Origin of the sequence: Winogradskyella sp. SYSU M77433 (assembly GCF_029911945.1) — a bacterium.
In the GTDB taxonomy this organism is placed as follows: domain Bacteria; phylum Bacteroidota; class Bacteroidia; order Flavobacteriales; family Flavobacteriaceae; genus Winogradskyella.
The window spans coordinates 372,142-386,248 of the sequence record NZ_JARYTG010000001.1; the positions used below are offsets into that span (position 1 = coordinate 372,142).

Annotated in this window: 16 protein-coding genes; 13 read left to right on the plus strand and 3 right to left on the minus strand. The window is 34.5% G+C overall.

From position 1 onward, the window contains the following. Both QGM60_RS01570 and msrA read left to right on the plus strand, forming a co-directional pair. Nucleotides 1–786, plus strand: a complete 786-nt coding sequence (locus QGM60_RS01570) for a C4-type zinc ribbon domain-containing protein (protein WP_281138476.1) — start codon at nucleotides 1–3, stop codon at nucleotides 784–786. A 125-nt stretch (nucleotides 787–911) separates the two neighbouring features. Then, nucleotides 912–1,574 carry a peptide-methionine (S)-S-oxide reductase MsrA gene (gene msrA / locus QGM60_RS01575; RefSeq protein WP_281138477.1) on the plus strand — a complete coding sequence of 221 codons (663 nt, stop codon included), beginning with the start codon at nucleotides 912–914 and terminating at the stop codon, nucleotides 1,572–1,574. Between the two features lie 99 nt (nucleotides 1,575–1,673). Here the strand turns inward: msrA and QGM60_RS01580 are convergent, their stop codons facing one another. Then, the gene (locus QGM60_RS01580; protein ID WP_281138478.1) at nucleotides 1,674–2,474 is read right to left on the minus strand and encodes a methyltransferase domain-containing protein; all 801 of its coding nucleotides are present in this window, start codon (nucleotides 2,472–2,474) and stop codon (nucleotides 1,674–1,676) included. A gap of 39 nt (nucleotides 2,475–2,513) precedes the next feature. On the opposite strand from QGM60_RS01580, the gene QGM60_RS01585 reads away from it, so the two are divergent. The 11 genes from QGM60_RS01585 (at nucleotide 2,514) to QGM60_RS01635 (ending at nucleotide 12,080) form a co-directional block, all read left to right on the plus strand. Then, complete coding sequence (locus tag QGM60_RS01585) at nucleotides 2,514–3,197, plus strand: hypothetical protein (protein WP_281138479.1); 684 nt, start codon at nucleotides 2,514–2,516, stop codon at nucleotides 3,195–3,197. A gap of 221 nt (nucleotides 3,198–3,418) precedes the next feature. After that, the gene (gene kynU, locus QGM60_RS01590) at nucleotides 3,419–4,687 is read left to right on the plus strand and encodes a kynureninase (protein ID WP_281138480.1); all 1,269 of its coding nucleotides are present in this window, start codon (nucleotides 3,419–3,421) and stop codon (nucleotides 4,685–4,687) included. 70 nt (nucleotides 4,688–4,757) lie between these two features. Continuing rightward, nucleotides 4,758–6,161 (plus strand): NAD(P)/FAD-dependent oxidoreductase, encoded by a 1,404-nt coding sequence (locus QGM60_RS01595; protein WP_281138481.1) that lies wholly within the window; start codon nucleotides 4,758–4,760, stop codon nucleotides 6,159–6,161. Nucleotides 6,162–6,173: 12 nt separating this feature from the next. After that, entirely contained in the window at nucleotides 6,174–6,587 is a 414-nt protein-coding gene (locus tag QGM60_RS01600) for a RidA family protein (protein ID WP_281138482.1), read from the plus strand. Between the two features lie 77 nt (nucleotides 6,588–6,664). Next, entirely contained in the window at nucleotides 6,665–8,104 is a 1,440-nt protein-coding gene (locus tag QGM60_RS01605; RefSeq protein WP_281138483.1) for an aldehyde dehydrogenase, read from the plus strand. 36 nt (nucleotides 8,105–8,140) lie between these two features. Then, on the plus strand, nucleotides 8,141–8,458 hold the full coding sequence (locus QGM60_RS01610; RefSeq protein ID WP_281138484.1) for a GIY-YIG nuclease family protein: 318 nt from the start codon (nucleotides 8,141–8,143) through the stop codon (nucleotides 8,456–8,458). A gap of 33 nt (nucleotides 8,459–8,491) precedes the next feature. Beyond that, a complete protein-coding gene (locus QGM60_RS01615) occupies nucleotides 8,492–9,274 on the plus strand; it encodes an SDR family oxidoreductase (protein WP_281138485.1) in 783 nt (260 codons plus the stop codon). A gap of 141 nt (nucleotides 9,275–9,415) precedes the next feature. After that, nucleotides 9,416–9,952 (plus strand): 3-hydroxyanthranilate 3,4-dioxygenase, encoded by a 537-nt coding sequence (locus QGM60_RS01620; protein ID WP_281138486.1) that lies wholly within the window; start codon nucleotides 9,416–9,418, stop codon nucleotides 9,950–9,952. An 80-nt stretch (nucleotides 9,953–10,032) separates the two neighbouring features. After that, nucleotides 10,033–11,121 (plus strand): amidohydrolase family protein, encoded by a 1,089-nt coding sequence (locus tag QGM60_RS01625; protein ID WP_281138487.1) that lies wholly within the window; start codon nucleotides 10,033–10,035, stop codon nucleotides 11,119–11,121. A gap of 60 nt (nucleotides 11,122–11,181) precedes the next feature. Continuing rightward, entirely contained in the window at nucleotides 11,182–11,415 is a 234-nt protein-coding gene (locus QGM60_RS01630; RefSeq protein ID WP_281138488.1) for a hypothetical protein, read from the plus strand. A 23-nt stretch (nucleotides 11,416–11,438) separates the two neighbouring features. Continuing rightward, nucleotides 11,439–12,080 carry an O-methyltransferase gene (locus QGM60_RS01635; RefSeq protein WP_281138489.1) on the plus strand — a complete coding sequence of 214 codons (642 nt, stop codon included), beginning with the start codon at nucleotides 11,439–11,441 and terminating at the stop codon, nucleotides 12,078–12,080. 55 nt (nucleotides 12,081–12,135) lie between these two features. Here the strand turns inward: QGM60_RS01635 and QGM60_RS01640 are convergent, their stop codons facing one another. Then, complete coding sequence (locus QGM60_RS01640; protein ID WP_281138490.1) at nucleotides 12,136–13,647, minus strand: S8/S53 family peptidase; 1,512 nt, start codon at nucleotides 13,645–13,647, stop codon at nucleotides 12,136–12,138. 110 nt (nucleotides 13,648–13,757) lie between these two features. After that, nucleotides 13,758–14,048, minus strand: coding sequence for a twin-arginine translocase TatA/TatE family subunit (locus QGM60_RS01645; protein WP_281138491.1), 291 nt, complete (start codon nucleotides 14,046–14,048; stop codon nucleotides 13,758–13,760). Between the last annotated feature and the right edge of the window lie 59 nt (nucleotides 14,049–14,107).

The window sequence follows — 14,107 nt, forward strand, 5'->3', positions numbered from 1 at the left end:
ATGGCAAAAAAAGCTGAAGTTTCTGTTGAAGAACGTTTAAGAGCATTATACGATTTACAATTAATTGACTCTAGAGTAGACGAAATAAGAAATGTCAGAGGTGAGCTTCCTTTAGAAGTTAGAGATTTAGAAGACGAAGTAGAAGGATTAAACACCAGATTAGAAAAGCTAAATGATAGCCTTGCTATTATTGACGATGAGATTAAAGGCAAGAAAAACTTAATTGAAGAAGCTAAGGCCTTAATCAAAAAATACAGTGAGCAACAAAAAAATGTTAGAAATAACAGAGAGTATAACTCATTGACTAAAGAAATTGAATTTCAGGAATTAGAAATTCAATTAGCTGAAAAGCACATCAAAGAATTTAAAGTACAGATTGAGCAGAAAAAAGAAGTGATTTCTGGAACTAAAGATCGTTTAAAAGATCGTCAAGCACACCTTAAACACAAAAAAGGTGAACTTAATGAGATTTTAAAAGAAACTGAAAAAGAAGAAGAAGCACTTTTAGGTAAGTCTGATGAATACCAAAAGAAAATTGATGAGCGTTTAGTAAAAGCTTACTTAAGAATTAGAAATAACGTTAAGAATGGCCTAGCTGTTGTTGCCATAGAACGTGGTGCTTCAGGTGGTTCTTTCTTTACAATTCCTCCACAAGTACAGGTAGAAATTGCTTCTCGTAAAAAAGTAATTACTGATGAGCATAGTGGACGTATCTTAGTTGATGCTGAGCTAGCTGAAGAAGAAAAAGCAAAAATGGATAAGTTATTTGCTAAACTAGGCAAGTAATCCTAAAATAAAATATTGATATAGCCTCTGCATTTGCAGAGGCTTTTTTATTTTAATAGAATTTTAAAACAATACGCATTAAGGTTTTGTAATTTTAAACGACTATTGAAAAAAGAAAAAATTATATGAAAAAGATTTTATCTATTCTAATACTGAGCGTCGTTTTTAGTTGCCATAATCAAGCTCAAGTAAATCCAAAACAAAAAGCAGTAATTGAAGCCGAACCTACAGAAGTTCCTTTAGAAAACGGCAAAGCAAAAGCCTATTTTGCAAGTGGATGCTTTTGGTGTGTTGAAGCTATTTACCAAAGTGTAAAGGGTGTTGAAGAAGTTTACAGTGGTTTTTCGGGCGGACATACAGATGACATTACATATGAAAAAAGTCACTCAGGCACAACAGGACATGCCGAAGCTGTTGAAGTGATTTATGATCCAAAAGTGGTGAGTTTTTCTACTTTAGTAGATGTCTATTTTGGATCACAAAATCCAACTCAAGTTAATGGACAAGGACCAGATAATGGACCTCAATACCGTTCAATAATTTTCTACCAGAATGATGAACAAAAGAAAATTATTGAGGAAAAGAAAGCTGCATTAGCTAAAAAGTTAGATGCTACAATAGCTGCTGAAGTGTATCCTTTTCAAAAGTTTTATAAGGCATCAGCCTACCATCAAGATTTTGAAAAACGAAATCCAAATCAAAGCTATGTAAGGGCTGTTTCTATTCCGAGATTAAATCGTTTTAAGGCTAAGTTTCCTGAATTGTTAAAAGACGAAGAAAAGCACTAAATTAAATGCTTGTTAGAAGACTAAAAAAACTGTCATTCTGAATTTATTTCAGAATCTGTAACGAGTTCAGATTGACAGAACACTTTTTTGCTAAACACCTTATTTTTTTGTCGCCTTTAGCTCAAAAATCATAGGAAACAATTGGTTTTTCATCTTATATAATCCTGTTTCAGTTTTTGTTAAATCAGGAAACACATCATAAGGACTCTCGTCATATTCATTAAGATAGTCTATTTGCAAACCAGCTTCAATAAGTGCGTTTACCACTTCACTCAATCCATGGTTCCAGCCGTATTCCTTACTCACCATTTTTGAAGATTGATTAGCATACGTACCTTCGTACTCTTCATAAATTACTTCATCTTGACTGTAATGATATTTCATTTCTGGTTGACCATCAACATAATCAAACATCCAAAGAATAGGATGAAATTCAACAATATAAAACATACCTCCAGTTTTTAAACGTTCCGAAATCATTTTAGCCCAAGGCTTCAAGTCGGGCAACCATCCAATAGTACCGTAACTTGTAAAAACAATATCAAACTTATCCTTTACGTATTCAGAAGTATCCAAAACATTACAACATACAAACTCAGCATTAAGCTGCAGTTCGTTATTAAGTTGCTTGGCAAGCTTAATGCCTTCATTACTTAAATCCACACCAACGCATTTGGCTCCCATCCTACTCCAACTCAATGTATCTTGCCCAAAATGACATTGCAGATGCAAAAGTGATTTCCCTTTAACATCACCTAAAGCCTTTAATTCATATGGCATTAAAGAAGATTTACCAGACTTAAAAGATGCTAAATCATACATTTCACTTTGCGCATGTATAGCTACTTTTTTGTTCCAAGTTTCTTTATTAACATCAAAATAATTAGCGTACTTATCCATGGTTGATTAATTTTGATGTAATTTAAAACATCTTTTTATATGAAACCGCTTTACCTCAGCTTAATATGTCTATTAGTACTTTCATCATGCAAATCTGAAAAAAAAGAAACAGCTATTGAGGAAGAAGTAATCGAATTAAGTGTTGCTGAAAAAATCGCTAATGCTCATGGTTACGAACATTGGAAGAATGTTGAAAAAGTAGCATTTACTTTTAAAGTAGATAGAGACACCATAAAAGGCAGTGGTCGTTCTTGGCAATGGTTTCCTAAAAAAGATAGTGTTGTAATGCATGCTGGAGAACAAAATGTAAAATATATAAGATCTAAAATCGATATTGTACCATCAAATGCTGATAAAAATTTCGTTAATGATAAATTTTGGTTTTTTGTCCCCTTTCAATTAGTTTGGGATACATCTGCAACCATATCAGAACCAAAATCAGCAATAGCTCCAATTAGCAAATCTGAGATGCAAATGATTACTATAACCTATCCAAAAGAAAGCGGCGGTTACACCCCTGGTGACGCTTACGATATTTATTTTGATAAAGATTATCTAATTAGAGAATGGACGTATAGACAAGGAAATTCACCAGAACCATCATTGTCTAATACATTTGAAAACTATAAAGATTTTAATGGTATTAAAATCGCTATTGACCATAAAAAGGAAGGTGGTAATTGGAATCTTAATTTCTCAGATATTGAAATTTCAATGAGGTAAAAATCTTAAAATTCAATTTTTAAAAATCCAAAGGAAAGTCTATCTGCGTATATATTACAAACTAAATATTCCGCCATAGGCGTCCATATATATTCAAATCGCTTCAATTAGAAAAAATTGAAGCGATTTATTTTTTATATGCATCCAAACGTCTTTAAGCACTCACTAATTATCCTTATTTTTATACTCAGATTACAAAAATCAACTAAAACTAAAACACATTGTCTGACTATAAAACAGGTCTTAATTATGCAAAAATACAAGACCAAAACGATTCTTTAGCGCAGTACCGCAGTCAATTTCATATTCCAAAAGACAAAGACGGAAATGATTGGTTATATTTTACAGGAAACTCGCTTGGACTACAACCAAAGAGCACACAAAAATACATTCAACAAGAATTAAACGATTGGGCAAACCTTGGTGTAGAAGGTCATTTTGAAGCCAAAAACCCATGGATGCCATATCACGAATTCTTGACTGAAAGTATGGCGAAAATTGTAGGTGCAAAACCTATAGAAGTTGTAGTGATGAACACGCTAACCACTAACCTACACTTGCTAATGGTTAGTTTTTATCAACCAACGAAAACCAAGTATAAAATTGTAATTGAAAGTGATGCGTTTCCGTCAGATCGATATGCTGTACAAACACAACTAGATTTTCATGGTTTTGATGCTAATGAAGATTTAATTGAATGGAAACCACGCGAAGGCGAAGAATTACTAAACATTGAAGATTTAGAAACAATCCTAGAAGAACAAGGCGATGAGATTGCTTTGCTTTTAATTGGTGGTGTTAATTATTACACAGGTCAATATTTAGATTTAAAACGTATTGCCGAATTAGGTCACGCCAAAAACTGTATGGTTGGTATCGATTTAGCTCATGGCGCAGGAAACATTCAACCAGAATTACATAATTCAGGAGTCGATTTTGCAGCTTGGTGTACTTACAAATATTTAAATTCTGGACCAGGTAGTTTAGCAGGTCTTTTCGTTCACGAAAAACATGCACACAATAAAGATTTAAAGCGATTTGCAGGTTGGTGGAGTCACAACAAAGACACACGTTTTAACATGCGTCAACCATTAGACGTTACACCTGGCGCCGAAGGTTGGCAACTTAGTAATCCGCCAATTTTATCTATGGCTGCCATAAAAGCATCTTTAGATATGTTTAATGAGGTTGGTATGGAAGCTTTACGCAAAAAATCAGAACAACTAACAGGTTATTTTGAGTTTTTAATTAATGAATTAAACAACGATAAAATAAAAATAATCACACCAACAGATCCAAAACAACGTGGTTGCCAATTATCGATTCAAGTTAAAGATGCCGATAAAAGTTTACATCACAAATTAACCAAAGCTAATATTATTACAGATTGGCGCGAACCTGATGTGATTCGTTGCGCACCAGTACCACTTTACAACAGTTTTGAAGATGTATTTAGAATGGTTGAAAAGTTGAAAGAAATTTTAAATTAAACGGTCACCTCGAGCGCAGTCGAGAGGTCAAAAAAAGGTCTCGACTGCTCTCGACCAGACAACTAACATAATGAAACAAAAAGAAAACATATTAATCATTGGCGCAGGTTTATGCGGTTCACTTTTAGCACTACGTTTAGCACAAAGAGGTTACAATGTCAATGTTTATGAAAGCAGACCAGATCTACGCACAACAGACATTTCCGCAGGAAAATCAATCAACCTTGCCTTATCAGATCGCGGATTTAAAGCTTTACGTTTAGCAGATGTTGAAGATAAAGCTCGTGAGATTTGTATCCCTATGAAAGGCCGATTAATACATGATATTGAAGGCAACACCTTTGCGTCCAACTATTCTGGTCGTGATAACGAATACATCAACTCAATTTCAAGAGGCGATTTAAACGGCATGTTATTAACTGAAGCCGATAAATACGACAATCTAACCATTCATTTTAATACAGAATGTGAAACAGTAGATTTAGATACAAACACCGTTCATTTTGTAAACCGAAACACAAAAAAAACATTTAACGTCACTGCAGATGTTATTTTTGGTACAGATGGCGCAGGTTCAGAATTAAGAAAAAGCTACTTTTTACAGCGTAAATTCTTGTTTAGTTTTTCTCAAAATTTCTTAACGCACGGTTACAAAGAATTAGAAATTCCTGCAGCAAAAGACGGAAGTCATCAAATCAACAAAGACTATTTACACATTTGGCCAAGAGGAGAATATATGCTTATCGCCTTAGCTAATTTAGATGGAAGTTTTACGGTAACCCTATTTTTAGGACATGAAGAAGGTACTTATAATTTCAAAGATTTAGATACTGAATACAAAATAAAAGCCTTTTTTCAAGAGCAATTTCCGGATGCTTTAGCGCTAATTCCAAATATTGCTGAAGAATTTGCAAACAACCCAACAGGTGCGTTAGGAACTATAAAATGTTCACCTTGGCATTATCAAGGCAAAACTTTAATTTTAGGTGATGCCGCGCATGCTGTTGTTCCGTTTTACGGTCAAGGAATGAATGCCTCTTTTGAAGATGTTGCTGTTTTAGATAGCATTATCGATAAAAATGAAGGCGATTGGGAAACCATTTTTAAAACCTACCAATCGGTTAGAAAAGCAGATGCAGATGCTATTGGCGAATTAGCAGAAGAAAACTATTACGAAATGCGAGATCATGTTGCTAATCCAATTTTCAAGAAAAAACGCCAGCTAGAAATGCAATTAGAAAAGCATTTCCCAGAGCAATATTTTTCAAAATACTCGATGGTCACATTCAATGAAAATATTGGCTATAACGAAGCTATGACCAAAGGTCGTGCGCAAGACAAAGCCATTTTAAACATGATTGCAGCCAACGAGATTGATTTAAATGATGACCTTTCAGTTTTATTAAAAATAGTACAAGAAAAAACTAACGACATCATTGATGATGACAACGTTGCAAAAACAATGCATCATTAAGATAAAAATATTATGAATACAAACGAAGGAACTAAAGTAACACCAAGAGGCGCATATCCACACGTAAAAGTGGTAGGCGATTTCATTTTCGTTTCAGGAACCAGTTCAAGACGAGCAGACAACACAATTGCTGGTGTAGAACTTATTGACGAAATGAACACCAAAAAATTAGATATCGAAGTACAGACTAGAGAAGTTTTAAAAAACATCGATAAAAATTTACAAACGGTTGGTGCAAGTCTAAAAGACGTTGTTGATGTGACCACTTTTTTAGTAAACATGAACGATTTTGCAGGTTATAACAAAGCCTACGCTGAGTTTTTTGAAAAAGCTACTGGACCAACAAGAACAACTGTTGCTGTACACCAATTACCACATCCAGATTTATTGGTTGAGATTAAGGTGATGGCTTATAAAAAAGAATAAAAACTGTCATGTCTAGCGCAGTCGAGACATCTCATTATGTGATTTCTCACATTCGTTCGAAATGACAAAACAGAAGAATGAACATCAAAAACTACATAAACGGAGATTTCTATCTTCCCATTGCTAATAAGTGGATTGACAATTACAATCCTTCAAATGGTGAAGTCTATGGACAAATCCCAAACTCATCAAAAGAAGACGTAGAGCAAGCTTATCAAAGTGCTAAATCTGCTTTTCCTAGCTGGAGTCAAACTACATTAGAAGAGCGAAGCAGAATTCTAATTAAGATTTCAGAATTATTAGAAGCCAATTTAGACCGTTTTGCAGAAGCCGAAAGTAAGGACAACGGAAAACCCGTAAATCTCGCCAAAATGGTCGATATACCAAGAGCAGCAAGTAACTTCAGGTTTTTTGGTAATGCCATTACCCAATTTGCAAGTGAAAGCCACGAAAGCGTTGGTCAAAACGCTGTAAATTATACACTACGCCAACCTATTGGTGTTGTTGGTTGTATTAGTCCGTGGAATTTACCTTTATATCTGTTCACTTGGAAAATAGCACCTGCAATCGCGGCAGGTAATTGCGTCGTTGCCAAACCAAGCGAAGTCACACCAATGACGGCTTATTTGTTAGGCGAAATTTGCAACGAAGCTGGTTTACCCAAAGGCGTTTTAAATATTGTTCACGGTTTAGGCACTACGACAGGTCAAGCTATAGTAGAGCATCCCAACATCAAAGCCATTAGTTTTACTGGCGGAACAGCAACTGGAGCACATATTGCCAAAGTTGCAGCACCAATGTTTAAAAAATTGTCTTTAGAATTAGGAGGAAAAAACCCAAATATCATCTTTGCCGATTGCGATTATGATGATATGTTAAGTACAACCGTACGCTCGTCGTTTGCTAATCAAGGTCAGATTTGTTTATGCGGAAGCCGAATTTTTGTAGAAGAAACTATTTACGAGAAATTCAAAACTGACTTTGTAGAAAAAGTAAAAAGCTTGAAAGTTGGTCATCCTTCTGAAAAAGACACTAAAATTGGTGCTTTAGTTTCAAAACCACATCTTGAAAAGGTGAAAAGCTATATCGAAATTGCTAAAGAAGAAGAGGCAAATATTTTATATGGCGGAAACGAAGTTACTGTTGAAGGCTACGAAAACGGCTACTATTTGCAGCCAACAATTATCGAAGTAAAAACAGACGATTGTCGCGTGAATCAAGAAGAAATTTTTGGTCCAGTAGTTACCATAATGCCATTTAAAACTGAAGACGACGTGTTAAACATGGCTAACAAAGTAAAATACGGATTATCAGCAACACTTTGGACAAATAACCTAAAACGCACGATGAGAATGAGCAACCAACTACAAACAGGTATTGTTTGGGTAAACACTTGGATGATGCGCGATTTACGCACGCCTTTTGGTGGTGTAAAAGCAAGCGGAGTTGGTCGCGAAGGTGGATTTGAAGCTTTACGCTTTTTTACTGAGGCTAAAAATGTGTGTATAAAGTATTAATTTGATGTCGCCTCGAGCGCAGTCGAGAGGTTAATTATGAAAACGTATTTTGTTTACATATTGAAATGTTCAGATGGTTTAACTTATACTGGAATAACAAATAATATTTCTAGACGGTTTGAAGAGCATCAAAAGGGATTAAACAAAACCTGTTTTACATATAAAAGAAGACCTTTAGAATTAATATTTCAACAAAAGTTTAACAATGTAGAACAAGCAATATATTTTGAAAAGAAAATAAAAAAATGGAGTGCAAAAAAGAAATTTGCTTTAGCTATTGGAGAGTATAATTTGTTGCAAATTTTAGCCGAATGTAGAAATGCAACACATTCTAATTTTAAACCGAACAGTTAAGTAGGTCTCGACTGCGCTCGACCAGACAAAATTATGGACTTAAAACTAAACAACAAATACGCACTAGTTTGTGGTAGCACAGCAGGTATTGGTAAAGCAACTGCTTTAGCTTTAGCTGAAGAAGGTGCAAATATCACACTAGTAGCAAGAAACGAAGACAAGCTAAAGGCAGTTTTAGCCGAATTACCAAAACACAGAAATCACGATTATATTGTTGCCGATTTTTCTAATCCGATGGAATTGAAAGAAAAAGTTGAAAGCTACATCAAAAACAATCACGGATTTCATGTGTTGGTAAACAATACAGGCGGACCAGCTGGCGGACCAGTTTTTGATGCAAAAATTGAAGAATTTGAAAGCGCTTTTACACAGCATTTAAAATGTAATCATGTATTAGTACAAGCGGTTGTTCCGTTTATGAAAGATGAAAATTATGGACGTATTGTTAATGTAATTTCAACGTCTGTAAAACAGCCATTAGATGGACTTGGTGTAAGCAATACCATTCGAGGTGCTGTAGCTAACTGGAGTAAAACCTTAGCTAATGAACTTGGTCAGTTTGGCATTACCGTAAACAACGTATTACCTGGAGCAACAGGAACAGAACGTTTAACCGAAATCATTAAAAACAAAAGTGCTAAAACTGGTAAAACAGAAGAAGAATCTGCTAACGCTATGAAAAGTGCTGTACCAGCAAAACGTTTTGCTAAACCAGAAGAATTAGCTGCTGCAATCACCTTTTTAGCAAGCGAAAAAGCGAGTTATATAAACGGAATTAACCTTCCGGTTGATGGTGGAAGAACAAAAAGTTTATAATAGCCCATCCTAACCTTCTCAAAAGGAAGGAATAGATTGAGCAAAAAATACCATATCTTTATATCAGTAATTATTTTATAACAAAACTCTATTCCCGGATGAGTTTTTCCCCTTTGGGGAAATTAAAAAGGGGCTTTTATTATGAGTAAATTATATCCTCCGATTAACTTTAAAGCATGGATTGAAGAAAACCGTCATTTACTTAAACCACCTGTTGGCAATAAAGTTGTTTGGAAAGATGGTGATTTTATTGTGATGGTTGTTGGCGGACCAAATAGCCGTAAAGATTACCATTATAACGAAACACCAGAATTTTTCTATCAAGTTGAAGGTGATATTACTTTAAAAGTTATTGATAACGGTGAACCAAAAGATATTTATATAAAAGAAGGTGAAATCTTTTTGTTACCACCAAAAGTTCCGCATTCACCTCAACGTGGAGCAAACACTGTTGGATTGGTGATAGAATATCCTCGTGAAGAAGGTGTACAAGATGCCTTACTTTGGTTCTGCGAAAGTTGTACAACTAAATTATACGAAGAAGATTTTACTTTAGATAATATCGAAACCGATATGCCTAAAATTTTCGACAAGTATTATGGTGATAAAGAAAAACGTACTTGCCCTAATTGTGGCTCTGTTATGGAACCACCTAAAAAAGTACAATTAGAAGAATAATATTGTTCTTTCAAAAAAAAGCGATAAAAAAAGCACGATTTAATTTATAAAAGATTCCTGCCTTGGCAGAAATGACAGACATGGAAAACAAACGTAAACTAAGAATTAACGGTCATTCTCACCTTCTTCCTTATCCTGAAGAAATTCCTGAATTCATGAAAGATAAAGGGATTTTCTGGGTTGATAAAGATCGTAAATTCATGCTTCAAAAAGATTGGAACAGACCAATTACAGACTCAAGTTTTTTCTTAAATGAGAAGTTGGCTTGGATGGAGCATTTTAAAATAGATCATGCTGTTGTTTTAAATTTATCCCAACTTTATGGTAATGGTTTGCGTTTGGAAGAAATGAAGCAAGCGTTGCGTTTTCAGAATGATTTTAATGCTCGCATTCAACACGACAATCCAAGTAAATTTACATGTGGTTTTGTAGTACACCCTGGTTTTGTGAGAGGTGCTTGTTGGGAAATAGAACGTTGTGTTGAAGAACTTGGTTTACAACTACTTTGCCTTCCTACACATTATATGGATACTATTGGAACTTGGCGTTGCATTTTTGATGAGGAAAACGAACCAATTTTTGAACTGGCTAACAAATATAATTTAGCTGTTGAAATCCACCCTTATGATGGTGAAAAATTCATAAAATTAGAAAACACATCTTGGCGTTTCCATTTAATATGGATGTTAGCACAATGCGCAGATGCGTATCACTTTCTAACCTTAAATGGGTACTATGAAAAGTACCCTAATATGCGCGTTTGTTTTGCTCATGGTGGACAGTTAGCACAAATAAACCTTGGTCGTCGTATTCAAGGATTTGATGGTAGACCAGATTTATTTGAAGGTAAAAAACATCCTAGAAAAGCGGTGGGTCATAAAAATATTTTCTTTGATACTTTGGTACATGATACAGGTTCATTAGAGCTATTGATAAAAAATCAAGGCTACAAACAAGTTATTATGGGTCTTGACGATCCTTATCCATTAGGTGAAATGGAAAGTGCCAAACAATCTTCTTATCCTGGAAAAATTTTGGATTTAGCATTTGAAAGAAAAATTATAAATGAAGAAGAACAAAATGCCATTTGGAAATGCAACGTAATACAATGGCTATGTGGAGATGATGAAGTGGCCAAGGACAAGCTAATTAATCGTATTTTATCTTGATAAGGTTATTTTTCTGACAATAATTTCTATATTTAGAACCTAATCAAACAATCATTTATCATGAAAAAACTTGGAGGTTACATGGTCTTTTTTGGCCTTTTTGCTATTGTTCTAGACTTTTTTGACAGAGTTCCTACAATACTTATGTGGATTTATTCTTGGGGAGATACTGCGGCTTGGGCCATAAAAATAGGTCTTGTTGTTTTAGGTGCTGTTCTCTTCTTTGTGGGCAAACCTGCAGAAGATCAACCTCAAGAAGAAGCGGTACTTCCAGAAAAAGAAACTGCCGAATAAAAACTTTTCTTTTATTATTTTTTATGTTTTTCTTACCTGAAAAATTAGACCACTATGTTGTAGAACATTCTGAGCAAGAACCTCAATTATTACAAGAGCTTACTCGAGAAACCTATCAGAAAATTTTGCAACCTATTATGCTTTCTGGACCTTATCAAGGTAGGGTTCTAAGCATGATTTCTAAATTAGTGAGACCAAAAATCATATTAGAGTTAGGTACTTTTACTGGTTATGCTACACTTTGTTTAGCTGAAGGCTTACAAATAGATGGTGAAATTCATACTATTGATATTAACGAAGAACTTCATGATTTTCAGCGTAAATATTTTGACAAATCTGGATTTGGAGAACAAATCATACAACATACTGGAAATGCTTTAGATATCATTCCTAGTTTAGACATGTCTTTCGATTTAGTGTTTATTGATGCTGATAAGCCTAATTACAGTAATTACTTTCACCTTATAATTAACAAACTTAATCCTGGAGGTATTATACTTTCTGATAATGTATTGTGGCATGGAAAAGTTGTAGAACCATTAAACGATAAGGACAAATCCACTAAAGCAGTTTTAGACTATAATACACTTTTAAAATCCGATGAGCGTGTAGAAACTGTTTTATTACCTATACGAGATGGTTTAACAATTAGCCGAAAGAAATAAAAAAAGAGCTTTGTAAAATAACACAAAGCTCTTTTTAATTTTTGATTGGTTTAACTTACTGCACCGCTTGCAGAGCATCAATATTTCCATAGCCAAAACTACCATTCTTATTTGGGTAGAATTCCGCTGATTGCTTTAATCTGTTTAAAACTTGCGTTCTAGACCAACTTGGGTATCTCGACCAAATTAAAGCTGCAATACCAGCCGTAGTTGCTGTAGCTACAGACGATCCACCAGTATAACGACGCTGTCCATTGTAAAACCCTAAAACAGGAGGAGCTTTACTTGTATTATTATCACCTTCCATAATAATAGTAAAATCAATTTTACTTCCACTATGGCAAGTTTCACATCTCTCATAATTTGGCCCATCATCAACTCCAGTCACTGCAACTGTTTCGCTCATCGTAGCTGGAAAAATCACACCAAAACCATTTGTAAAACTTGTAGAAGTTCCGCCTGCGGCAAAAATGAGTTTACCTTTACTGTAAGCATATTTCACCGCATCTTTAATATTTCCTATAGACCAAACATAACCTATAGACATAGAAATAATCTTCACATCATTTCTATTTCCTAATTGTGTTAAAGCTGCTGAAACGCCTTTTCGTTCGTGGTAATCATTCAATAATACATCTTCAGTTGCTCTATAAGCTACTAAATTGGCATTGTATGCTACACCAACTGGCATGCCATTATCATTTCTTGGCGCAGCCATTGTAGAAGCCATAGCGGTTCCGTGACCACATTTGTCGTGCGGACCGTCATAATTACTACTCCACCACCACGCAGAATCTATAAAAGTACCATACTTCTGCACAAAGCGTCCGTTAGAATAGCCATCGTTAAAACCGCTAGAATTCAATAAGGATTGTGATTGAGACACACCAGTATCTATCAACCCAATAGTTACTCCAGAACCTGTAGTATAGTTCCAAGCTTGTTGGATGTTATGCTCATTAAAATGCCAAGACACTTGAGCATTATTTGGTGCCACTGTTGTGTAATGCGAAGAATTTATAGTATCAGCATTTTTATCACAACCTGAACTACTTTTAGCTATGCTATTTGAATAGTGGTTGTAACCATTAGGTTCTAAATACCTTACATACGGATTTTTCCTTAGTGCTATGATAGTTTCAATGTTTTTTACCTCAACATCAATTACAGTAATAATTTCATGCTCAACAAGCCTTAGCTTAGCTTTAGGCGTATCTTCAAACTTTAAAACCGTATTTATAATTTCCTCTTTTTTTCGTTCTAGAGCTGAATCTTCTGTTTCACTAAAGCTTTGACCTTTGTTTCCATAGCCAATAGTTAAGATGTTTTGTCCGTGAGTGACAGCGCTCCACAAAAAGTGTTCGTTTTGTTTACTCCAATCAAAGTCTCCTGTTTTTTTGATTGTTTGGGAAATTTTGGAGTTTATTTCCTCAATAGAAAGCGGCTTTTTTGAAAATTGAAGTTCTTTTGAATCTAAAGAATCCGATTCAAAAACAGATTCATCTTTTGTACAAGCCCAAATAGTAAGTAATACTAATGCAAGTAGGCTGAGTTTTTGTTTTTTCATTTAATATGATTTAGATGGTTATTCTCTAAATATATTAAATATTTACCAACTCAAAGAATGTATTTTTACGAATACGGTATTTTATGTTATTCTATTTTAAGAATATAGAATTATTTTTCTCTTTTGATAGAACCAGAAAAATCTTCTATCTCATCTCTTACCTTATTAATTTCCTTTTGGATTTCTTTAGTTGTATCATTATCCATGATGTTACTCTCCTTAGCACTTTTGGTAACTTCATGCTTTATGTCGTTAGTAGCATCCTTTAATTGGCGCATACCTTTACCAAGACCTCTGGCTATTTCAGGAATTTTATCTGCACCAAAAACCAATACTACTATAAAGAGTATAAATATAATTTCGGTACTTCCGATGAATAAGAATGTTGTTAAGTGTATCACGTTGCAAATATATAGTGAGTTTATGAATAAAACGATATCTATAAAACAAAAAAGCCGAC

Bases quoted from the DNA above. Each gene is read 5' to 3' on its own strand.
- QGM60_RS01600 (WP_281138482.1), top strand. From the start codon at position 6,174: ATGAATACAAACGAAGGAACTAAAGTAACACCAAGAGGCGCATATCCA.
- QGM60_RS01635 (WP_281138489.1), top strand. From the start codon at position 11,439: ATGTTTTTCTTACCTGAAAAATTAGACCACTATGTTGTAGAACATTCT.
- QGM60_RS01585 (WP_281138479.1), top strand. From the start codon at position 2,514: ATGAAACCGCTTTACCTCAGCTTAATATGTCTATTAGTACTTTCATCA.
- QGM60_RS01630 (WP_281138488.1), top strand. From the start codon at position 11,182: ATGAAAAAACTTGGAGGTTACATGGTCTTTTTTGGCCTTTTTGCTATT.
- QGM60_RS01605 (WP_281138483.1), top strand. From the start codon at position 6,665: ATGAACATCAAAAACTACATAAACGGAGATTTCTATCTTCCCATTGCT.
- QGM60_RS01610 (WP_281138484.1), top strand. From the start codon at position 8,141: ATGAAAACGTATTTTGTTTACATATTGAAATGTTCAGATGGTTTAACT.
- QGM60_RS01640 (WP_281138490.1), bottom strand. From the start codon at position 13,647: ATGAAAAAACAAAAACTCAGCCTACTTGCATTAGTATTACTTACTATT.
- QGM60_RS01625 (WP_281138487.1), top strand. From the start codon at position 10,033: ATGGAAAACAAACGTAAACTAAGAATTAACGGTCATTCTCACCTTCTT.
- msrA (WP_281138477.1), top strand. From the start codon at position 912: ATGAAAAAGATTTTATCTATTCTAATACTGAGCGTCGTTTTTAGTTGC.
- QGM60_RS01615 (WP_281138485.1), top strand. From the start codon at position 8,492: ATGGACTTAAAACTAAACAACAAATACGCACTAGTTTGTGGTAGCACA.
- QGM60_RS01620 (WP_281138486.1), top strand. From the start codon at position 9,416: ATGAGTAAATTATATCCTCCGATTAACTTTAAAGCATGGATTGAAGAA.
- QGM60_RS01580 (WP_281138478.1), bottom strand. From the start codon at position 2,474: ATGGATAAGTACGCTAATTATTTTGATGTTAATAAAGAAACTTGGAAC.
- QGM60_RS01570 (WP_281138476.1), top strand. From the start codon at position 1: ATGGCAAAAAAAGCTGAAGTTTCTGTTGAAGAACGTTTAAGAGCATTA.
- QGM60_RS01595 (WP_281138481.1), top strand. From the start codon at position 4,758: ATGAAACAAAAAGAAAACATATTAATCATTGGCGCAGGTTTATGCGGT.